Below are 22407 nucleotides of genomic sequence, written 5' to 3' on the forward strand. Positions count from 1 at the left end.
AAGAGGCAAGAGGCGTGAGGCAAGAGGCAAGAGGCAAGAGGCAAGAGGCAAGAGGCAAGAGGCAAGAGGCAAGAGGCAAGAGGCAAGAGGCAAGAGGCAAGAGGCAAGAGGCAAGAGGCAAGAGGCAAGAGGCAAGAGGCAAGAGGCAAGAGGGGTGAGGCGAGCGGCCAGCGGGAAGGCGTGGCCGAGGCACGAAATGCGAGACGAGCGGCCAGCGGGAAGGCAGGAAGGTTGCAGGTTGCAGGTGCGAAGGTGATGCGTTGAACGTCAGTTCTCAGTTCTCAGTTCTCAGTTCTTGGCTCAATGTTGCTGATCGTTCGCACAACACGGCATCGTTACATCGTACCGCGTGAAGACGTTGCAACCCTCCGCGCTGTCAATCGACGCCCTGGCAATGACCATGAGACCGACGAGAATCAATCCTCCATTACCGTGGAATTAGGAGCGCTTCTCGACCCGGAAGATGTCAGCACGATGCAACGACGGCACGCTTTGATCATTCCCCTGCGGCGACGCACGATTGCGCTACTCGTCGATGCAGTGGATAATCTGGTCGATCATGCGGCGGTTCAACCATTGCCGCCATTGTTGCGCGAGCGCTTGCGTGAACCGTGGGCAACCGGTGCGCTCATTGTAGACGAGCATCCCATCGTGCAGCTTGATGTACGAGCGATTGCGCGCAGCGTGCTGCTGAGAAGAACCCATGATGCAGAACAGAAGTGAGCGGCGTATGGAACAGGTATCGAGTCGCCAGATGTTTGCCAGTGTCATTACCAATCCACAGAGTCAGGACGAAGACCGCGCCAGAGTGCTAACCCATCTGGCGCTTGTGTTCGGTGGCGTCGCCGGCGCCGGGTGTGTGCTGGTGATCATCCTCGCACTGATTGGCATTATGCCACAGCAGGTCGTTGGCGCCGCACTATGGGTGATTGCCATGGTGGCGACGATTGTCGGCGGCACACTTGGTGCACTGCGCATCGGTCGGCACACCACGGCGTCGAACATCTTTCTGTATGGCTCGCTCATCTACGTCATCGGCATGATGTATCTGGCAGGCGGAGCCGCCGGTCCTGCCGGCATTGCATTTCTGTTCCCGATTGTCGTCGCCGGATTATTCGGACGAGCTGCGGAAAGCCCCCGACTGTTCGGCATGGCGTTGACGTTGTATATCGCTCTGGCGGTCGCTGAAACCACCGGCATCCTTCAGCCGCAGAACGATCTGCCAGGATTGCCGCGCACCATGGCATTCGTCGTTTTTTTCACTAGCGTCGGCGGCTTGCTGACCTACGTCGCCTCGCTCTGGTCCACCAGCACTATGCGCTTTCTGGATCAAACCAGAGCGCAATCCGAAGAGTTGTACGAAACCAATCAGCGGTTGATCGAAAAGAATATTCAGCAGGTGGAATTGGGGAGTGAGCTTTCGGCAGCGGCATCCGAACTGTTGCGCGCCTCGCACGAGCAGGCAAGCGGCGCATCCGAGCAGGCAAGCGCCGTTTCGCAGGTCAGCACCACCATCGAGGAATTGGGGTCAACCGCGCGCCAGATCGCCATCGCCGCCGAACAGGTGGCGGAAGCAGCGCGGCAGACGCTCGAAAATCTGAGCGAAGGACAGGAAGCCGTCGATAAAAGCATTCAGGCGATGGATCGCATTCGCAGCCGCATGCAGGACGTATCAGCGCGCGTGTTGAACCTTGGTGAGCGGTCGCAGCAGATCGGCGAGATCATCGATCTGATCAACGATCTCTCCGATGAAACGCATCTGCTCGCGCTCAATGCCGCTATCGAAGCGGCCGGCGCCGGTGAACACGGTCGCCGGTTTGCGGTGGTGGCGGCTGAGGTCAAGAGCCTCGCCAACCGTGCGCTGGTCGCCGCCAAAGAGGTCAAAGGCGTCATCGCCGAGATTCAACAGGCGACGAACGCAGCGGTGCTGGCTGCCGAAGAGGGCGGCAAAGAAGTCGCGGCCGGAGTCGAACTTGCCCATAGCGCCGGTCAGGTGATGGACATTATCGTGATGGCGGCGGAACGCACAGCGCAGAGCAGCGCCGAGATCAATCTGGCAACCGCGCAGCAGCAGAGCGCTAGCGAGCAGGTGGTGGAAACGATGCGCGAGATCGCCGATGTGGCGCGCCGCACTGCGGCAGGCGCGCGTCAGGTGCAGGACGCCGCTCAACGCCTGACCGCCATTGCCAACCGGCTGCATGGTCTGTCACAAGACGGGAGCGAGATGCGCAGCGAGCGGCAAGAGGCGAACATGAAAAGCGGGAGAAGTTGAAGGTGCAAACCTTCAATGGTGCGACAGGATGGGTTTCCGGTCGAGACGTTGCGCTGTCATATCTCACCGCGTGGCGGTGGAACAATTGACCTGTTGATCGTGTATGGATCTGGCGTCGTTCTACAGCCAATTTCGTGATGAAACGGCGGAGAACATCCGCATTGTCACCGAAGGTCTTGTGGCGCTCGAAGGCAACGGACTGGAGGGCGAGGCGCGCCGTGAGCGGATCGACGCCATCTTTCGCGCCATGCACACGATCAAGGGGTCGGCGCGAATGCTCGGTCTGGATCAGATCGGCAAAGTTGCGCACACCTGTGAGCACATCCTGGCAGCAGTGCGCGACGGTCGGCGCGTTCTTGATCGCTTTCTCACCGATGAATTACTGAAGGGCAGCGATGCGATTCTGGAGTTGCTGGCAGCCGCTATCGATGGCAAGCCGTCGTCGATTGACGTTGAAGCGCTGACGAGCCATCTTGGACGAGGATCGCCACAGCCTTCGCCTGAAACGCCGGTGTCACCCCCGCTCGAACCGGCGCAATCGCCCGGTGATGAAAGCGCGCCACAACCCACGTCGAAGGGTGGGCGCGAACGTATGCGACAGACGGTGCGCGTGCGGGTGGATCGCCTGGATCGGTTACTGAATCTGGCAGGCGAATTGTCAATCGGTCGGCAGATTGAGGAATCGCACCTTCAGGCGTTAGAGGAGTTGAAGGGGTTGGTTGAACGCCAACAACGGTCGTTGCTCACCCTCGAAGCCGAATTGCGCCGTGTGCGCCTTGCCCCTGCCCAGCGCGACCTGTTCGACCGCGAAATGAACGGTGCGCTGAACGCAGGCGAGCGCGCCGGTTCCATGCTCAGAGCTCAACTCGAACGCATCGGACAACATACGATGCACAAAGCGCAGTTGATCGACGACCTCGAACAAGAGGTGATGGCGATTCGCCTGACGCCGGTCGCAACGCTGTACGCCAATCTGCCGCGCGCCGTGCGCGAACTGGCGCGCGATCTTGGCAAGGAAGCATCGCTGGCGCTGATCGGCGAAACGACCGAACTGGATCGGAAGATCATCGAGGTGCTCACCGATCCGATGGTGCACTTAATTCGGAATGCGCTCGATCACGGCATCGAGCCGGCAGAGGAACGTGAGCGCCAGGGTAAGCCGCGCCAGGGATTGATCGAGATCGCAGCACAGGCGCATGGCGGACGAGTGTTGATCAGCGTGCGCGACGATGGGCGCGGCATGGATCCACAACAGTTGCGCGAGGCGGCAGTGCGCAAAGGATTGATCGGCGCTGATGCCGCAGCAGCGCTCTCAGATCAGGAGGCGCTGGAATTGATCTTCATGCCGGGCTTTACGACGGCAAAAATCATTACCGACGTATCAGGACGAGGCGTCGGGATGGATGTGGTTCGCACCAATCTTGCCGAGATTGGCGGGGAAGTGCAGATTGAGTCGCAGCCAGGCGTCGGTACGACGGTCCTCCTCTCGTTGCCATTGACCCTGGTTACCACGCGGGTGCTGTTGGTTGAGGCTGGCAGTCAACTGTTCGGCATTCCGGCGTCGGGGTGCCAGGGAACGGTATGGGTGCGCCGCACTCAGATCCGCACTATCGAGGGTCGGGCGGTTTTTCAGCACAATCAGGTGTTAACGCCGATCCTGCGGTTGGATGAATTGTTGGGTATTGCGAATGGGAATCCGTTTGCCAATGCAGTGCGCATGCCGGCGTTGCTGATCGGTGGTGTGCGCCGCCCTATGGCGTTGCTGATCGATCGCCTGATTGATGAACGCGAGGCGGTGATCAAGCCGCTTGGACCCCTCCTGGAAAAACAGCGGCGGTATAGCGGCGTATTGCAACTCGGCGATGGAAGGCTGGCGCTGCTGCTCAATCCCACGATGCTGGCGCAATTGGGACGCGGCACGGCGCTTGTTGCGCCAACGCCGGAACAGAGTCAGCAGCGCCGCGCGCGATTACTCGTGGTGGACGACTCGTTCGCTACTCGCGAGTTGATCCGCAGCATCCTGAGCGCCGCCGGGTACGAGGTGGCGACTGCCGTCGATGGGCTTGATGCGCTTGACAGAATCCGCGCCGAAACCTACGATCTCGTCGTCAGCGACGTCGAAATGCCGCGCGTGGACGGTTTCACTCTGACCAGCCGCATCCGCAGCGAGTTGGGCAAAACCGATCTGCCGGTCATTATCGTCACCAGTCTGGCATCGGAGGCGCATCGCCGGCGTGGGCTGGAAGTCGGTGCGCAGGCGTATATTGTCAAAAGTCAGTTCAATCAGAACAACCTGCTGGAGACGATCCGGCAGTTGATCGGCATGTGATCATCCCCTGTCTTCTATCGTTGCCCGGGTCCCGTAGACCGGCGCCGACGCGAAAGGACACGAGGCGTACTATGGCGGAAAAAATTTTGGTGGTCGACGACAGTAAACTGGTAACCGATATTGTCAAGATGCGACTTGGCATGTACGGCTATGAGGTGCGCCTGGCGCACAGCGGCGAAGAGGCGCTCAAAGCCATAGAAGAAGAGGTGCCCGACCTGCTGGTGCTCGATGTGCATATGCCGGGAATCGACGGGTATGAAGTCTGTCGCCGGCTACGCGATAACCCGGCGCTTGATGCCTTGCGTATCATTATGCTCACTTCAAGCGACGACAAGCATGCGGCATTCGAGGCGGGAGTCGATGACTACCTGAACAAAGATGTCGACCTGCTCAACCTTCCCAACCGGGTCAAGATGATCCTGGAGATGGATTAGCGCGAAAAGCCAGCGTTCATCCGGCGAGCATCAGCAGGAAGCATCGGCAGAAAAAGATGCTTGCGCTCTTGCGCGTCTTGAGTTCGCACGATACGCCGCCGGGATCGTTCGGCGGCTTGTTGGTATGGGCAAATGTTGTACGATTACCGGTCGTTCGCATTGAACGAAACGAGTTGACGCATGACCAGACCTATCCGTGTCGTCGTGGTGGACGACTCAGCAATGATGCGGCGTTTCATCACCGATATGCTTCAGCGTGACCCGGCTATTCAGGTGGTCGGCGTCGCGTCGAATGGGCGCGAGGCGATCGAGGTGGTGCAACGGCTTCGCCCCGATGTTGTGACCATGGATGTGCGCATGCCCGTTATGGACGGGGTGGCGACGACCGAACACTTGATGGCGTATTGCCCAACGCCGATTCTGGTGCTGACCGCATCGCTCGCCAGTTACGAGATGGATATCACCTTCAAGATGCTTGGCGCCGGTGCGCTCGAAGTGGTCGAGAAGCCGCATGGCAGTGACGCACGCGCACTCGAGCACGCTGCACGCGATCTGGTGCGTCGGGTCAAGATTCTATCGCGGGTCAAGGTGGTCACACATCTGCGCGGTCGGCGCCGCACACCCGGCAATGACTCCACAGCGCCGCCTGCATTCCCGGCTCATCAAGCGCCCGCGCACGACATACCACCGGCATCGTCGTCCAACGTCGTGTCGTCGACCCACAGCGCACCCGATGCCCCACTCAGCCCGGTCATCGTCATCGGCGCCAGCACAGGTGGTCCGCGTGTCATCCGCCAGATTATTGCCGGTCTTCCGCGTGCATTCCCTGCTGCGGTGCTGGTTGTGCAACACATCGCGGAAGGGTTTAGCGAAGGGATGGCGGAATGGTTGGCGAGCATCGGCGCCCTACCCGTGCACGTAGCCCGCGAAGGATCGCCCATTCACGCTGGCGAAGTGCTGATAGCTCCAGATCGGCGCAATCTGTTGGTGACGCACCACGGAACCGTTCATCTGAGTGATGCACCGCTGCTGATTCAACGACCATCGATCGATGTCACGATGCAGGCGGTTGCCGAGGTGTATGGCTCACGCGCGGTTGGGGTGCTGCTGACAGGGATGGGACGCGATGGAGCCTATGGGATGCGGGCGCTCTATCGTCGTCAGGCGTATACAATTGCGCAGGATGAGGCAAGTTGCGCCATTTTCGGCATGCCGCGCGCAGCCATTCAACTCGGAGCGGTGCGTGAGGTGTTGCCGCCGGAAGCCATTGCGCCGCGGTTGGTGGAAGTGGTCGCCGGATTAGTTGCAGGTTGAAAGTGGAGGTAGGGGCGCGCCGCGGGCGCGCCCATCGCGCCCGCATTGGGTGGCGCGCGGATAGATAAAGGGTCGGGGCGCACCCATCGCGCCCACCCGTATCGTCGCGCGTCTCCGGGAACAACGCGAGAACGGTCAATTCAAGGACACGGGGTTTGCAGGTGGAAGGCGCACAGATAACCAGGAGAGACGTCACCCTGCAACACTGCCCTCCAGACAGTGTAAGAGCGCTCGCAAGAGCATTGCACGTCGCACCGCAACGTCTCGAAACGGTTAAAGGTTGCATGCGAACGAATGGTATGAATATGGCGCACGATCTCTTCGTTCCTCCGCCAGTGCGTCTGTCGCCGGAGGCGTTCGACCGGCTACGCACCCTGCTGGCAGATTATAGCGGCGTCTACCTGGATACGGCGCAGCAGCGCGTGCTGGAAGCGGGTCTGGCGCAGCGTGTGGCAGCGCTTGGCGAGACCCTCGAGTCCTATGAGCGCCACATCAGCGCACCGGCCGGTCGCAACGAACTCCACCGTCTGGCAGAGATGGTGGTCAACCACGAGACCTTTTTCTTTCGCAATGCACCGCAGATGCGCGCACTGCGCGAGACATTGCTCTTTGAATTGCACCGTCGCAAGCCGCCGGGCGAGCCGATCCGCATCTGGAGCGCCGGTTGCGCAACCGGCGAAGAGGCGTATTCCCTGGCGATCACGGTGCTGGAAACGTTCGGTCTGGCACTGATACGTCCGGTTGAAATCTGGGCAACCGATCTGAGCGAACTGGCGCTCGAAAAGGCGCGGACCGGATTCTACCGGGGGCGCTCGCTCAACAATGTGACGCCAATGCTGCTCAATCGCTACTTCGTGCGGCACGGCGACGGATTTCTCGTGTCGGACGCTGTGCGGGCGCTGGTGCGTTTCGAGCAACTGAATCTCCTCGAAACGTTTCCGCCGACGGCGTATGGCGTCGACGCAATTTTCTGCCAGAATGTGACGATCTATTTTCGTCCGGAGACGCGGCGTTCATTGATCGAACGATTTCATCGCTGCCTGCCGGTCCACGGGCTGCTCTTCCTGGGATTTTCAGAAACGTTGTGGAATGTGTTCGATGGTTTTCGTTCACGCGAAGTATCGGGGGCGTATGTCTACCAGAAGGTCAATCCGCCCGACCGACCGACTCAGCATCGCAGCACTTCACCTCGACCATCGCTACCAACAGAGACCCGACGACGTTCACCGTCCGTCGTCAAAGTCGCATCCACCCCTTCTCGAAAGGCGCGACCGCCTGTTGCTGCGACAACCGCGCCAACTATGGAAGAGGATGTCGGTCGTGTGGAACAGGCGCAAGCCCTGATCGACGCCGGCAGGATCGACGAAGCGATGGACCTGCTGCGCAGCATTCACCCCAACTCGTCGCTGGCGCCGCGCGCGCTGGTGCTGGTGGCGCGCGTGCATGCCGATCGCGGCGAACTCGACCTGGCCATTGCTGAAGCGCGCCGCGCGCTCGAAATCGATGCATTGCGCAGTGACGCCTATCTTCTCATCGGAACGATCTATGCCCGCCAGGGTCAGGGAAACGAGGCGATCCAGGCGCTCGAACGAGCGCGCTACCTGGACCCCGACGCCGCGTTGGTTTCCTATCACCTGGCACTGGCATACCGTCAGGCGGGCAGGCAGGAACAGGCGATGCGCGAGTTTCGCAGTGCGCTGAGCAAACTGGCCAGGCACCGGTCCGAGGATCTCATCGAAGGCGTCGAAGTCGGTTGGTTGCGCACCACATGTGAGCAACACCTGGGCATGTAACACGTTATGCGAACACGCGACAAACAATTGGGCCGCTCTTTCACCCTCCTCAGCCATGCGCCAACGAGCCGTCTGCGGCGCGCCAGGCGCCCTGCACCACCGCCCCTGCAGATCAACCCGGAAGAAGCGCGGCGTCAGGCAGAGATCGAGCGCGAACTCCTGCTGGCGCGCGATATTCAACAGGGTCTGCTGCTCGAAGCAGTGCCGCGTCTGCCCGGTTGGGAAATTCATGCTATTTCGCTGCCCGCGCGCGATCTTGGGGGCGATCTGTACGATTTTCTACCGCTTGGCGATGCGCGTCACGGCATTATGATCGGCGATGTTTCAGGCAAAGGGTTACCGGCGGCATTGCGCATGGCCGTGGCGCGCACCGTCTTTCGCTACGCAGCGCGGAGCGGCGCGATGCCGGGCAGCACGCTGGCGCGCGTCAACCGCGGCATTATCGCCGATATTCCACAGGGCATGATCACGATGCTCTACGCCACGCTCGATCTGCGTCATGGCATCGTGCAGATCGCCAACGCCGGTCATCATTACCCCTTGCTGCTGAATGGACGGGTGAGTGAACTGGAATTGTCGGGCTTACCGCTTGGCGTGGATAGCGATGCCGGCTATGAAGAGATCTGCACCGAAATTGAGCCGGGCAACACCATCATTATGTACACTGATGGCGTCGTCGAAGCAACCAACAACCATGGCGAGTATTTTGGGTACGAGCGGCTCGAACGCTTGTTGATCGAAGGCGCTGCATTGAAACCGCGTGCGCTGGTGGCGCGCCTGCTGCACGAATTGCGCACCTGGAGCGATGCCGGTCAGGACGATGATATTACCGTTGTGGCGGTACGGCGGCGATTTGCACGCCTGTCGGAAGAACTGCGCAGCATTATGCACGATGTGTTGGGGCGCGAACGCGGTGAAGAGGCATGGCTGAAATTGCCGCATCCGGGCGATGCTGGCGTGGCTGCATGGACCGAAGCATTGCCGGAGATCATCAAAGCCGCGCAGAGTCATTTGGGGCGCGGGCTAGCGCGCGAGTTGAATGCGCAGATCCGGCTGGCGCTCGAAGAGTATCGGGATCATGAAAAAATGTGACCAAGGCGCTACTAAACTGCAATCGAGTCGCGTTCAACAGAGCAAAGGTTCGTAGTAGAATACAGAAAAGCGTCAACCAGACGACGCACGAGCGCCAACTGGTGAAGGGCACAGGTAGACGATGAGTTCGACAGAACCGCTCAATTTCATGCCGCTCGATCTGGACACGTTCAACGGAAGCGAGCGATTCATGGCGGGGACGCGCCTGGGGGCGGCGTTTGGACAGGGCATTCGCGCCTACCTGCGCGCTGATTACGCAAATGCGATCGAGCACTTCAAGGCTGCGTTGATCGCCGCCTATATCGAGGGAGAAGAACGTGCTCAGATCTATGATCGCGAACGTGCGATCATCTATCTCTACATCGGTAATGCACTGGCGTACCAGGAGGATTGGGAAGGAGCGCTGCGCGAGTATCTGGAAGCGGTGCAGACCGATCCGCAACTGTCGGAGGCGCACTACAACCTGGGCGTGGCATTTGCCGCGCAGGGGCGTCTTGATCGTGCGATTGCCGCGTTCAAGGAAGCCATCGAGCATAATCCGCGCCTGTACGAAGCGCACTTCTCGCTCGGACGCTGCTATCAGCGTCTCGACGACGCCGGGCGAGCGTATATTCACTACGACCAGGCATGTCAGGCGCGTCCTCAGGCGGCCGAGCCGCGCTACTACATGGGGTTGATGCACCAGAGCCACGGCGCGCACGAACTGGCGCAGCGCTGTTTCGCCGAAGCGTTGCGCGTCGAGCCAACCTTCGTCTCGCCGGAGTTGCAGGACGAAGTGCTGGTCAATCGCTCGGAAGAAGAAGTCGCTCAGTGGTACTACCGCCTCAGCAACGATCTGAAGCAGCAGGGGTACGAAGAGGAGGCGGAGCGGATCTACCGGGCATTGCTCCAGTGGCGGCCAGAAGAACACTATGCGCGCTATTTGCTCGGCAACCTGCTGGCGCGCGCGCGGCGGCTCGATGAGGCGCTCGAAGAGTATGCTCAGATCCCGCCACAGGATAAATATTATGTCGATGCGCGTATTCGTATCAGTGCTATTCTCAAGTTGCAGAACAAAACACGCGAGGCGTATGACACCCTCTTCGAGTGCGCCAGGCTGCACCCTGCCAACGGTCAGTTGTTTCTGAACATGGGCAAGCTCCTCTACGATATGAACAAACATGCGGGCGCTATCAAGGCATTCGAGCGCGCGGTGCAGTTGCTCCCCAACGATCCGCAGGCGCACTATCTGTTGGGGTTTATGTACAACCTGATGGGTCGCGAGGGGTGGGCGCTGGCAGCCTGGCGCAAGGCGGTCGAACTTGCGCCGGACGCGCATTCGCTGCGCTACGACCTCGGCTATATGTATGTGCGACGCAATCGCTACGATCTGGCGGCGAAAGAGTTTGCGCGCGTGCTCCAATTCTGGCCCGACGACGTCGAAACGAACTTTATGCTTGGGTTGTGCTACAAAGAATTGATGGAACCGGCGCGCGCCATTCCGCTGTTCGAGAAAGTGCTGCGACGCAATCCGCGCCACGTGCAGGCGCTCTACTATCTGGGCGCATCGTACTTGCAGATCGGCAACACCTCGCTGGGGAAAGCCTATCTCAGACGCTACGACTACCTGGCGAGCCAGGAGCAGACAAGCCCGCCCACGACGCGTCGCGCGATGCGGCAACGCAGCGTCGGGATGGTCGGTTCATCGTGAGCGTTGAGGAGCAACGTGTCCATGCAGCAAGTCCTTGTGAATATTCCGTCCGTGCCGATATTCGAGCGTGTTGTTCGCGCCAGCGCCGATGAAGTCGGGCGCGCACTCGGGTTCAGCGCCGAGCGCGTCGAAGACCTGAAACTGGCGGTCAGTGAAGCCGTAAACAATGCCATCGATCACGGCAACAAGCGCCAACCCGGCAAGCTTGTCGAAGTCGTCTTCGCGCTGCACACCGACAAACTTGAGGTCCACGTGACTGACGAAGGCGGCGGCGTCGAGACGGTCGATTTCTCCCGGAAGGTTGTCGAAGATCAGAATCTCGATGCGGGCATGCATCGCGGCTTCGGCATGTATCTGATCAGCGCCCTGGTCGATGACTGTGAAGTCAATTCGTCACAGTCAGGCACAACATTGACCCTACGTCTCTATCGGAGGAGCCAGGACCATGACGAATGAGATGAACGAAGTGATCCGCCGGGAAGAGTTCGGCGATGTGGCGGTGCTGCACATTATGACAAATAGCGTCGATGCGGTGTCGGCGAGCGCCATCGAAGCCGTCGCCACGGCGACAGCGATGCGCCCGATTACCGTCCTCGATTTTGCCAATGTGTCTTTTATCAATTCAGCCGGTATCTCCGCCCTGCTCAAGTTCGTTGTGTCGGCAAAGAAGTCTGGCTATACCCTGTACGCGATGAATGTCACGCCGCATCACCAGAAGGTCTTCAAGATGGTCGAGATGTCGCGCTATATGCCCCCTATCGAAGAGCGCGATCTTGCGGCGTATCGGTAGTCGGGCGCGAGAGTGGGTGAACGTTGAACGTCTGATGTGCAGAGATGCGGGCGAAAGCCCGCTTTCTCCCCTGCGCGAGACCCCAGGCGTCAGGGTGAACGTTGGACGTGGAAGAGGATGAGCGCGCTCCCAACCCTTGAGATAGAGATGCGCAGGTTTCGCAGGCAGTGTTCGGGCGCCATTATACCAATGACGATTGAAGATGCCGCATGCGTGTTATGCCAAGCCCTTCGCTTCGCTCAGGGTAAACGCAGCGCGGAATCTGAGCGGGTCGCGCCAGACCCCTCGTGCTGCTCGGGGTGACCATGCCGGATGGTCACAGGTAAGTGGTATTACTCTTTGCGGACGCCATGGTATCGGCACTGCAGCCTCAGGGCTTGTGCTGACACAAACCGGGTTCGGTTCTCAGTTCTCGCTTCTCAGTTCCTCCGCGGAACCACGAGCGCCTCGCCGCTGTCGAGAAAGAGGAACACTGTATCGTTCGACGGACGGGATAGTATAAATCCCCGGACAAATTGCCGATACCCGCCTGTTTCGCCCTGCTCCGGTTCAACGGCCCAACCCAAACGTGACCGCACTTCCGCATTATGCACCCATACATAGCCAAAGCCGCGTTCCGGCGCATACCTCCCGGCGGGAGGCATTTCGTCGAACCGTATCGGTGTTCCTTCTTGCCATTCATCGGCAAACATCTGCCAGGTGAAACGCTGGGGGTCGCTCGAATCAGCAGTAAGAACAAAGATTTCGGGCAGGATCGGCGCATCGCCCCATCGCCGCACCCAGAGCATGATGCCGCGCTCGAAACGCTGAACAGCGAGCGGAACCGGACGCATTTTCAGTTGCACCGGTCCCAACGGGTTGACCAGTTCACGCGACGAGGCAATAGGGCATCCGAGCAACCGCCGATAGGCGTAAGCAATCGGTTCATACATCGGCTCAAGTAGCACACAATTGTCGATGCGCATAACGTCCGCGCCCAATCGCCCCAGAAGCACTTCATAAGGCGTGCCGGCAAGTTCTGGATGGTACTCCATCCGCCGGCGCTCGAAGTATTGCACCTGATAGACCTTCCCCTCGATTTCTTCGTTCATGCGCTCAGTAATCGGGTAGCCGAACCGCTCCAGACCGCCGCGCACACGCCAGTAGATCAGAAATGGTTCGCACACCTGATGACCGGTAACGGCAAAGTAGGCGCATCCCGGATCTGCCTGCGCCACGGTCGGAAACGTCTGCCAGGGGCGGCCCTGCAACTCCAGATACCGCGCTCCAAGACGTCCAGCGGTCACGTGCCCGTCCGCCTGGATTTCCAGACGGTCGCGCTCGAACCACTGCACGGTCAGCATCCGATCTTCAGCCGTCTGGATCGACTGATTACTGATTGGAAAGCCAAAGACTCTGAGACCGCCGTTTCGTTCCCAGTAGATCAGAATTGGTCCAGAGATGCAGTAGCCGGTTTCGCGGAAGCATCGCTCGCGACCGACAGCGACGCCGGTCTGCGGGATCAGGACGGCGCTCAGGCAAAAAATAAGAAACAAATCGAGCCATTTCATACGCACACTCCTCCTGATGCCGGAGCAGCGGAACAAGAAAGCGCCAGGAAGATCACGCGGAACGACAGTGATAGAAACGCTGCACTATCTCTGGATTCTAACTCCGAACCAGATAGCGTATGGTACAGAAAGACGAACATTTCTGTGCTATACTATTAACAGTACTGACCAGTCAGTCGATCTCAGAGACAGGCGCATGATTCACTCTGCCGACAAATGTTCCGATCAGAAGAGCACCCGCGAACGGATTCTCGAAGCGGCGCTGGACATTTTTTCGTCGAAAGGGTACCACGACGCGCGCCTGGATGATATTGTCGAAGTGGCGCATATCTCGAAAGGGTCGATCTACTTCTACTTTCCAAACAAGGAGCGCCTCTTTCTGGCGCTCGTCGATCAATTCGCCGACCTGATCGAGCGACGCGCCACCGAAGCCATTGAGCGCCAGCCGCGCGCCGGGATCGACCGGGTGCGCGCGGCGATCATGGCGGTGATCGAGACGTTCGGCAAGTATCGCCGTCCCGCCAAAATCCTGCTGGTGCAGGCGGTTGGGTTGGGGGCGCCTTTCGAGAAAAAGCGCCTGGAAGTCACTGATCGCTTTGCGGCGTTGATTAAGCGCCATCTCGACGAAGCAATCACCGTGGGCGAAATCCAGCCGATCGACACGGCGGTGGTGGCGCATGCCTGGATGGGGGCAATCTACAACCTGGTCATCCGTTGGGTGATGACCGGCGATCCGCCCGCGGAGCGTATTCCGCCCACGCTCGTACCGTTACTGCTGCGCAGCGTTAATTATCCGGTGGAAGAGAAACAGGGCAACGCCGTATAAGGACAGAGGTGAGAGGCAAGAGGCGAGCGGCGCGCGGCGCGAGGTGTGAGGCGCGAGGCGCGCGGCGCGAGGGGCCCGACCATGGCGTAGCGCGAGATTTATCTCGCATTTGTGGCGCGCGGCGCGAGGGGCCCGACCATGGCGTAGCGCGAGATTTATCTCGCATTTGTGGCGAGGCGCGCGGCGCGCGGCGCGAGGTGCGAGGCGCGAGGGGCGCGGCGCGAGGGGCCCGACCATGGCGTAGCGCGAGATGTATCTCGCATTTGTGGCGAGGCGCGAGGGGCCCGACCATGGCGTAGCGCGAGATTTATCTCGCATTGGTGGCGCGGCGCGAGGGACCCGACCATGGCGTAGCGCGAGATTTATCTCGCAACGAGGCGCGAGGCGCGCGGCGCGCGGCGCGAGGGACCCGACCATGGCGTAGCGCGAGATTTATCTCGCATTGGTGGCGCGCGGCGCGAGGGGCGCGGCGCGAGGGGAGAGGCGCCCGACAATGGCGTAGCGCGAGATTTATCTCGCATTGGTGGCGCGAGGCGCGAGGGGCCCGACAAGGGCGTAGCGCGAGATGTATCTCGCATTTGTGGCGAGGCGCGCGGCGCGAGGCGCGAGGCGCGAGGGACCCGACCATGGCGTAGCGCGAGATTTATCTCGCATTGGTGGCGCGCGGCGCGAGGGGCGCGGCGCGAGGGGCCCGACCATGGCGTAGCGCGAGATTTATCTCGCATTTGTGGCGAGGCGCGCGGCGCGAGGCGCGAGGGGCCCGACCATGGCGTAGCGCGAGATGTATCTCGCATTTGTGGCGAGGCGCGCGGCGCGCGGCGCGAGGGACCCGACCATGGCGTAGCGCGAGATTTATCTCGCATTGGTGGCGCGCGGCGCGAGGGGCCCGACCATGGCGTAGCGCGAGATGTATCTCGCATTGGTGGCGCGGCGCGAGGGGCCCGACCATGGCGTAGCGCGAGATGTATCTCGCAACGAGGCGCGAGGCGCGAGGCGCGCGGCGCGAGGTGCGAGGCGCGAGGCGCGAGGCGTGAGGTGCGAGGCGCGAGGCGCGCGGCGCGAGGGGCCCGACCATGGCGTAGCGCGAGATGTATCTCGCAACGAGGCGCGAGGCGCGAGGCGCGCGGCGCGAGGGGCCCGACAAGGGCGTAGCGCGAGATGTATCTCGCAACGAGGCGCGAGGCGCGAGGCGCGCGGCGCGAGGGACCCGACCATGGCGTAGCGCGAGATTTATCTCGCATTGGTGGCGCGAGGCGCGAGGGGCCCGACCATGGCGTAGCGCGAGATTTATCTCGCATTTGTGGCGCGGCGCGCGGCGCGAGGCGCGCGGCGCGAGGGGAGAGGCGCCCGACAATGGCGTAGCGCGAGATTTATCTCGCATTGGTGGCGCGAGGCGCGAGGGGCCCGACCATGGCGTAGCGCGAGATTTATCTCGCATTTGTGGCGCGGCGCGCGGCGCGAGGCGCGAGGCGCGAGGGGAGAGGCGCCCGACAATGGCGTAGCGCGAGATTTATCTCGCATTTGTGGCGCGGCGCGCGGCGCGAGGCGCGAGGCGCGAGGTGCGAGGCGCGCGGCGCGAGGTGCGAGGCGCGCGGCGCGAGGCGTGAGGCGCGAGGCGAGGGGCGCGCGGCGCGCGGCGCGAGGGGAGAGGCGCCCGACAATGGCGTAGCGCGAGATTTATCTCGCATTTGTGGCGCGAGGCGCGAGGGGCCCGACCATGGCGTAGCGCGAGATTTATCTCGCAACGAGGCGCGCGGCGCGCGGCGCGCGGCGCGAGGGGCCCGACCATGGCGTAGCGCGAGATTGATCTCGCAACGAGGCGCGAGGCGCGAGGGACCCGACCATGGCGTAGCGCGAGATTGATCTCGCAACGAGGCGCGAGGCGCGAGGCGCGAGGCGCGAGGCGCGAGGCGCGAGGTGCGAGGCGCGAGGCGCGAGGCGCGCGGCGCGAGGCGCGAGGCGTGAGGTGCGAGGCGCGAGGCGCGAGGCGCGCGGCGCGAGGGGAGAGGCGAATGCGATGCCCTGAGCCTGCGAAGGGTTGAACGTATCATCCACTGTGATCCCTCACCAGCGTACATTGGCTATTGTACGAATGATCGCGCATTAGCATTAGTTCTCAATTCTTAGTTCTCAGTTCTCAGTTCTCAGTTCTCAATGACCAAACCCTTCCAACAACACTATGGTCGCCTGATCAGCCTGAGCATGCCGTGCCCTGGCGTGTCTCCCGCCGATCTGTTGCGCCATGCGCGCGGGCAGCCGCGATCATTCTGGGAGAGCGCCCGCGATGGGGTGGCGTTCGCCGGGATGGGGATCGCGGTCGAACTGATGGCGTGGGGCGCCAATCGTTTTGTCGAAATCGAGCAGCAGGCGCGCGCGCTGTTCGAGAACGCCGTCATGCTCGATGAGCGTGAGCCGCTGGCGGCGCCACGTCTCTTTGGCGGCTTTGCGTTCCACAACGATTTCGTGCCCGATCTGGCATGGGCTGATTTCCCGCCAGCACATTTTGTGCTGCCACACTACCAACTGGTGCGCGTTCGCGATTCGTTCTGGTTGACGCTGAACGTCCACGCGCCACCTGGCGAGGACCCGCGCGCGCTAGCGCCCGACTTGCGCGAGGCGCTGCTGGCGCAGGTCGATGCGCTTCAGAGCGAGCCGCCGCCACTGCCGCCGCGTTCGTCGGCGCGCCTTGCATATCCCATGCCGTTCGAGCAGTGGGCGCGCAGTGTGGAACGGATTGTCCGGCAGATCAACGTCGGTGAATTGAAGAAGGTCGTGCTGGCGCGGATTGCCGAGGCATCGTTCGACGCGCCGGTGGATGTCGATAGCGCCCTGGCGTGTCTGGCACAGCGCTACCCCGACACGTATCGCTTTCTCTTTGAGCCGCGTCCGGGGCGCGCATTCTTCGGCGCAACGCCGGAATTGCTGGCGCAGGTGAACGGCGACCGGGTGACGACAATGGCGCTGGCAGGCAGCATCCGGCGTGGCGCAACACCCGATGAAGATGAGCGTCTTGCTTTGGCGCTGCTCGATAGCGCAAAGGATCGCCACGAGCATCAGATTGTGGTCGATGAGGTGCGCAATCGTCTGGCGTCGCTGACCAGGCGCCTGGATGTGGGAGCAACTGATGTGATGCGGTTGAGCAATATTCAGCACCTGCACACGCCAATCAGTGGCGTACTGCGCGAGCCACGCGGCATTCTGCCGATCATTGCGACGCTCCACCCAACGCCTGCGCTCGGCGGTGAGCCGCGCGCGGCGGCGATGCGCCTGATCGCCGAACTGGAACCGGCGCCGCGTGGCTGGTATGCTGCGCCCGTCGGCTGGATCGACCGGCGCCTGGATGGGCAGTTCGGGGTTGCCATTCGCTCGGCAGTGGTACAGGCGACCCGCGCCTGGTTGTACGCCGGCGCCGGTATCGTTGCCGCAAGCGATCCGCAACGCGAGTGGGACGAAACGAACCTTAAGTTCCGTCCGATGCTCGAGGGGTTGGGGCACACGGATCGCCACGGGTTGGGGCACCTGGTAGGGACACGGATCGCCACGGATACGACGGATCGCCACGGGTTGGGGCACACGGATCGCCACGGATACGACGGATCGCCACAGATTAAGTAACTCAATAATCCGTGGCCATCCGTACCATCCGTCTCTATCCGTGTCCTATTCTATTCAGCACACGGATCGCCACGGGTTGGGGCACCTGGTAGGGACACAGATCGCCACGGATACGACGGATCGCCACGGGTTAATAACTTAATCATCCGTGGACATCCGTACCATCCGCGTCCATCCGTGTCCTATGCGCAACAACCCGTGGCCATCCGTACCATCCGCGTCCTATGCTATCCAACACCCTGGCCGGCACGAGTTGGGAAGGACACGGATCGCCATAGATTGTGACCGATGCACGTGGATAGGACTTGCAGTCGTTCCCGGTTCTCAGTTCTCAGTTCTCGGTTCTCAGTTCCTGGTTCTCGTCCATGCCCAATCGCAACATCCTGTACGCAACGACACTGGTTGATGAACTCGCCCGCGCCGGGTTGCGCCATGTTTGCCTGGCGCCAGGCTCGCGCAATACGCCGCTGGTGCTGGCATTCGCCCGGCACCCTGCGATCCGGGTCTTTTCGCACCTGGACGAGCGCAGCGCGGCGTTCTTTGCGCTCGGCCTTGCGCTGGCGACCGATACGCCTGCCGCCGTGGTCTGCACCTCCGGTTCGGCAGCGGCGAATTTCTTCCCGGCGATTGTCGAGGCGCATCAGGCAGGTGTGCCACTCCTGGCGCTGACAGCGGATCGCCCGCATGAATTGCGCGACAGCGGCGCCAACCAGACGATTGATCAGGTGAAGATGTTTGGCAGTTTTGCGCGCTGGAGCGTTGATGTGGCGTTGCCGGAGGCGATGCCGCCTCCAGTTGCGCTACGCAACCTGCGGACGCTGGCAGCGCGCGCGATGGCGATTGCTGGCGGCGAGCCACGCGGCGTCGTGCATCTGAACCTGCCGTTCCGTCCGCCGCTGGAGCCAACCCCAATGCCAGGCGATCTGACCGAGCCTCCGGCGGCGGCACAGCCGCGTGACGATGGAGCGCCATACACATGCTTCCTGCGGTCTGCACCCCCGGCGCCGCCGGAAGCGGTTATCGAACCGATCGCTGCCGTTCTGGAACAGCACGAACGCGGTCTGATCGTCTGCGGTCCGCGTTGCCCTGGCGGGGCATTTGGCGCCCTGGTGAGCGAACTGTCGCAGCGCACCGGCTACCCGGCGCTGGTTGACGGCGTGTCGGGGGTGCGCTTCGGCTATCCCGGCGTGATCGGCGGGTATGAGACCTTCCTCTTCGGCGAGCATGCCTTCCCGCCGCCTGAAGTCGTGCTGCGGTTTGGCGCGGTCCTCACCTCGAAATGGCTCAATCAGTACCTCGACACGGCGGCATCGCCGGTTGTCATCCATGTGCGCGCCAGTGGCGTATGGGCAGATGATAGCCATCGCGTGAGCCATTTCGTCGTGGCTGACGAAGCCGCCTTCATTCGCGCGCTGATCCCGCGCCTGACCGAACGTCAGAGCGCCTGGAGGCAGCGTTTCGTCGAAGCGGAAGCGCGAGTGTGGGCAGCCGTTGAAGCCGGGATCGCCGATGAGCCGTACTTTGATGGCGGCGCAGTGTATGACGTGATCGACCTGTTGCCCGAAGGTGCATCGCTTTTCGTTGGCAACAGTCTGCCGGTGCGCCATCTTGATCAGTTTGGGAAGCCGGGAGTGCGACATATTTGCGCATTTGCAAACCGTGGCGCATCTGGGATTGACGGGAATATCTCGACGGCGCTTGGCATCGGCGCAGGACGACCAGACGCGCCGCTGGCGGCGATTGTTGGCGACATTACGTTCTACCACGATATGAACGGTCTGCTGGCAGTGCGGCGCTGCGGCGTTCCGGCGACGATTGTGCTGCTCAATAACGACGGTGGCGGCATTTTTCATCGTCTGCCGATCAATCGGTTTGAGCCGGAATTCACCGACTATTTCGTGACGCCGCACGGACTGGACTTTGCACACGCGGCGAAGATGTACGGTCTGGAGTATGTTCCGGTAAAGGATCGCACAGCGTTCCGTAGCGCCTTCCGTGCCAGCATCGACGCGCGCGCCGCAACACTCATCGAACTCCGCACGGACGCGCGCACCGATCTGGTGCGGAGAAACGCCCTGATCCAGGCAGCCAGGGCGACAGGCGCCTGAGCATTATCAGACGCCAGTGCGATGCGCCGACACTCCTGTACTCGGAACGCTGTTGCACCGCAATGGCGCTGCTACCAAAACGATAAGGAGGAAAACACATGGCACGTTTTACACCCACACTCTCATCGCTGGTCGAATGGACCGAGGTCAAGGAATACGAAGACATTACCTTCCACATCGGCGGCGGAATCGCGCGCATCGCCTTCAATCGCCCCGAAATCCGCAACGCTTTCCGCCCGAAAACAATCGACGAAATGACCGAAGCATTTCTGACCGCCTGGCACAACCAGGAAGTCGGCGTCGTCATCCTGACCGGCAACGGTCCAAGCCCGAAGGATGGGAAATACGCCTTTTGCTCCGGCGGTGACCAGACGGTTCGGGGACAGGCGGGGTATGTCGACGATGAGGGTGTCGCTCGGCTGAATGTGCTGCAACTGCAACGTTACATCCGCACCATGCCGAAGCCGGTGATCGCGGCGGTCGCCGGATATGCGATTGGCGGCGGGCACGTGCTGCATGTCATCTGCGACCTGACGATTGCGGCGGACAATGCCATCTTCGGGCAGACCGGTCCAATCGTCGGGAGTTTCGACGCCGGGTTTGGTTCGAGTTATCTGGCGGCAATCGTCGGGCAAAAGAAGGCGCGTGAAATCTGGTACCTCTGCCGACAGTACAATGCGCAACAGGCGCTGGAGATGGGGCTGGTCAACACCATTGTGCCGGTGGATGAACTGGAGAATGAGGCGGTGCGCTGGGCGCAGGAGATTCTGGAGAAGAGTCCGATTGCCATCCGCTTCCTCAAGGCAGGCTTCAACGCCGACCTCGACGGTCAGACCGGCATTCAGGTGCTGGCCGGCGATGCGACCATGCTCTTCTACATGACGGAGGAGGGGAACGAGGGCAGGAAAGCCTACCTGGAAAAGCGCAAACCTGATTTCTCGAAGTTCCCCCGCCGTCCATGATGCGCGATTGGCTCTCGGCGCAGGCGCAGGCGCGTCCCGAAGGTGCGGCGCTGATCATCGGCGACACAACACTGACGTACCGCGCTCTGCACGAGCAAACGGCGACGTTCGCTTCCCGCCTCGCTGCGGCTGGCGTCGAGCAAGGCGCGGTTGTCGGCGTGCTGTTGTCGAATCGTCTCGAAGCGGCGCTGGCGGTGCATGCCGCGCCGCGCCTCGGCGTGACGCTGGCGCTGTTCAACACCCGCCTGACCCCTGCCGAACTCGATGCGCAGGTGCGCGCAGCAGTGTGTCGCATCCTCGTGTGTGAGCGCGACACGCTGTTGGCAGCGCTGGCGCTTCCTTCGGCGCCCCATGTGCTGTGCGTCGATCCGGTCGACGACCCACGCCTGACGCCGGTTGACCGGATTTCCGGGGATAGCGCCGCATACTGCGAAGGCGCCATCGACCTCGATGCGCCGTTTGTGATGATGTTCACTTCGGGGACAACGGGGACGCCACGGGGAGTAGTGCTGACCTACGGCGCATTCTTCGCCAGCGCGATGGCGTCGGCATACCGCATCGGCGTTCTGCCGGGCGACCGCTGGCTCTGTGTGTTGCCACTCTATCACATTGGCGGTCTCAGCATTCTGCTGCGGTCCTGCCTCTACGGCACGGCAGTGGATCTCTGGCAACGTTTCGACGCTCCGGCAATCACAGAACGTTTGAAGGCGACACCGATCACACTCATTTCGCTGGTGCCGACGATGCTCTACCGCCTGCTCGATGACGCTGGCGATGCGCCACCGAACCTGCGGCTCGTGCTGCTTGGCGGAGCTGCTGCGCCAACCGATCTGCTGGAGCGCGCACTGGAAGCAGGATGGCCCATTGCCACAACCTACGGGCTGACCGAGGCAGCGTCGCAGGTGGCGACGGCGCTGCCCGACGAGGTACGGCGCAAGCCCGGCAGCGTCGGGCGACCGCTGATCTTCACCCACGTGCGTGTGACGAACGAACAGGGACGCGACCAACCACCCGGCGTCTACGGCAACATCCTGGTGCGGGGTCCGACCCTGATGCGCGGATACCTCGGCGAAACGCCGCTCGACGCCGACGCCTGGTTTGCCACCGGAGACATCGGCTATCTCGACGCCGACGGCGACTTGTGGGTAGTGCAGCGACGCAGCGACCTGATTATCAGCGGCGGGGAGAATATCTATCCGGCGGAAGTCGAACAGGCGCTGCGCCAGCACCCCGCAGTCGCCGATGTTGCAGTCGTTGGCGTGCCATCAGCGGAGTGGGGGCAGCAGGTCGGCGCTGCCATCGTCCTGCGCGACCCATCGGTGAGCGTCGAAGCAATCCTGGCGTTCAGCCGCACTCGTCTGGCGGGATACAAACAACCGCGCGTCGTTCGCATCGTCGCTGAGTTGCCGCGCACCGCATCGGGAAAGATTCAGCGGGAAGCGGTGATCAATCTGTTGAAGGTTGCAGGTTAAAGGTTGCGGGACTGAGAACCAGGTTTGATCCGGTGACCCTCACCTCTGACACGATGCACCTCACCTGCCCAGCTCGCCGCACGGGGCGACCACTACGAAGACGCCTGTCACCTCGTGGTGACTTATACCGATTACGATTGAAGATGCCGCATGCTGGTCA

At 61.7% G+C, this 22407-nt stretch carries 16 protein-coding genes; 15 read left to right on the forward strand and 1 reads right to left on the reverse strand.

The window, feature by feature from the left end; all coding sequences use genetic code 11:
- Positions 1-303: 303 nt before the first annotated feature.
- From RCAS_RS21805 to RCAS_RS21850, 10 genes are all read left to right on the forward strand, one after another.
- The gene (locus RCAS_RS21805) at positions 304-723 is read left to right on the forward strand and encodes a chemotaxis protein CheW (RefSeq protein WP_012122652.1); all 420 of its coding nucleotides are present in this window, start codon (positions 304-306) and stop codon (positions 721-723) included.
- A 7-nt stretch (positions 724-730) separates the two neighbouring features.
- Positions 731-2272: a methyl-accepting chemotaxis protein gene (locus RCAS_RS21810; RefSeq protein WP_012122653.1), complete on the forward strand. Its 1542-nt coding sequence runs from the start codon at positions 731-733 to the stop codon at positions 2270-2272.
- A gap of 103 nt (positions 2273-2375) precedes the next feature.
- Positions 2376-4601: a hybrid sensor histidine kinase/response regulator gene (locus RCAS_RS21815; protein WP_012122654.1), complete on the forward strand. Its 2226-nt coding sequence runs from the start codon at positions 2376-2378 to the stop codon at positions 4599-4601.
- Between the two features lie 71 nt (positions 4602-4672).
- Entirely contained in the window at positions 4673-5035 is a 363-nt protein-coding gene (locus RCAS_RS21820) for a response regulator (protein ID WP_012122655.1), read from the forward strand.
- A 180-nt stretch (positions 5036-5215) separates the two neighbouring features.
- The gene (gene cheB / locus RCAS_RS21825) at positions 5216-6349 is read left to right on the forward strand and encodes a chemotaxis-specific protein-glutamate methyltransferase CheB (protein WP_012122656.1); all 1134 of its coding nucleotides are present in this window, start codon (positions 5216-5218) and stop codon (positions 6347-6349) included.
- A gap of 305 nt (positions 6350-6654) precedes the next feature.
- Positions 6655-8142, forward strand: coding sequence for a CheR family methyltransferase (locus RCAS_RS21830; protein WP_232280095.1), 1488 nt, complete (start codon positions 6655-6657; stop codon positions 8140-8142).
- A gap of 6 nt (positions 8143-8148) precedes the next feature.
- On the forward strand, positions 8149-9234 hold the full coding sequence (locus RCAS_RS21835) for a PP2C family protein-serine/threonine phosphatase (protein ID WP_012122658.1): 1086 nt from the start codon (positions 8149-8151) through the stop codon (positions 9232-9234).
- 121 nt (positions 9235-9355) lie between these two features.
- The gene (locus RCAS_RS21840) at positions 9356-10924 is read left to right on the forward strand and encodes a tetratricopeptide repeat protein (RefSeq protein ID WP_012122659.1); all 1569 of its coding nucleotides are present in this window, start codon (positions 9356-9358) and stop codon (positions 10922-10924) included.
- Positions 10925-10945: 21 nt separating this feature from the next.
- Positions 10946-11380 carry an ATP-binding protein gene (locus tag RCAS_RS21845; RefSeq protein ID WP_012122660.1) on the forward strand — a complete coding sequence of 145 codons (435 nt, stop codon included), beginning with the start codon at positions 10946-10948 and terminating at the stop codon, positions 11378-11380.
- Positions 11370-11714 carry an STAS domain-containing protein gene (locus RCAS_RS21850; protein WP_012122661.1) on the forward strand — a complete coding sequence of 115 codons (345 nt, stop codon included), beginning with the start codon at positions 11370-11372 and terminating at the stop codon, positions 11712-11714. The genes RCAS_RS21845 and RCAS_RS21850 overlap by 11 nt, the downstream gene beginning before the upstream one ends.
- Positions 11715-12133: 419 nt before the next feature.
- On the opposite strand, the gene RCAS_RS21855 is transcribed toward RCAS_RS21850, so the two are convergent.
- Positions 12134-13264, reverse strand: a complete 1131-nt coding sequence (locus RCAS_RS21855; RefSeq protein WP_012122662.1) for a hypothetical protein — start codon at positions 13262-13264, stop codon at positions 12134-12136.
- A 196-nt stretch (positions 13265-13460) separates the two neighbouring features.
- On the opposite strand from RCAS_RS21855, the gene RCAS_RS21860 reads away from it, so the two are divergent.
- From RCAS_RS21860 to menE, 5 genes are all read left to right on the forward strand, one after another.
- Positions 13461-14090 (forward strand): TetR/AcrR family transcriptional regulator, encoded by a 630-nt coding sequence (locus RCAS_RS21860; RefSeq protein ID WP_041331251.1) that lies wholly within the window; start codon positions 13461-13463, stop codon positions 14088-14090.
- Between the two features lie 2154 nt (positions 14091-16244).
- Positions 16245-17705: an isochorismate synthase gene (locus RCAS_RS21875; protein WP_012122664.1), complete on the forward strand. Its 1461-nt coding sequence runs from the start codon at positions 16245-16247 to the stop codon at positions 17703-17705.
- Positions 17706-18070: 365 nt separating this feature from the next.
- Positions 18071-19813, forward strand: coding sequence for a 2-succinyl-5-enolpyruvyl-6-hydroxy-3-cyclohexene-1-carboxylic-acid synthase (menD, locus tag RCAS_RS21880; RefSeq protein ID WP_012122665.1), 1743 nt, complete (start codon positions 18071-18073; stop codon positions 19811-19813).
- A gap of 98 nt (positions 19814-19911) precedes the next feature.
- Positions 19912-20775 carry a 1,4-dihydroxy-2-naphthoyl-CoA synthase gene (gene menB, locus RCAS_RS21885; RefSeq protein WP_012122666.1) on the forward strand — a complete coding sequence of 288 codons (864 nt, stop codon included), beginning with the start codon at positions 19912-19914 and terminating at the stop codon, positions 20773-20775.
- Positions 20772-22247: an o-succinylbenzoate--CoA ligase gene (gene menE / locus RCAS_RS21890; protein WP_012122667.1), complete on the forward strand. Its 1476-nt coding sequence runs from the start codon at positions 20772-20774 to the stop codon at positions 22245-22247. The genes menB and menE overlap by 4 nt, the downstream gene beginning before the upstream one ends.
- Positions 22248-22407 lie beyond the last annotated feature (160 nt).

It is taken from the genome of Roseiflexus castenholzii DSM 13941, assembly GCF_000017805.1.
GTDB lineage: Bacteria > Chloroflexota > Chloroflexia > Chloroflexales > Roseiflexaceae > Roseiflexus > Roseiflexus castenholzii.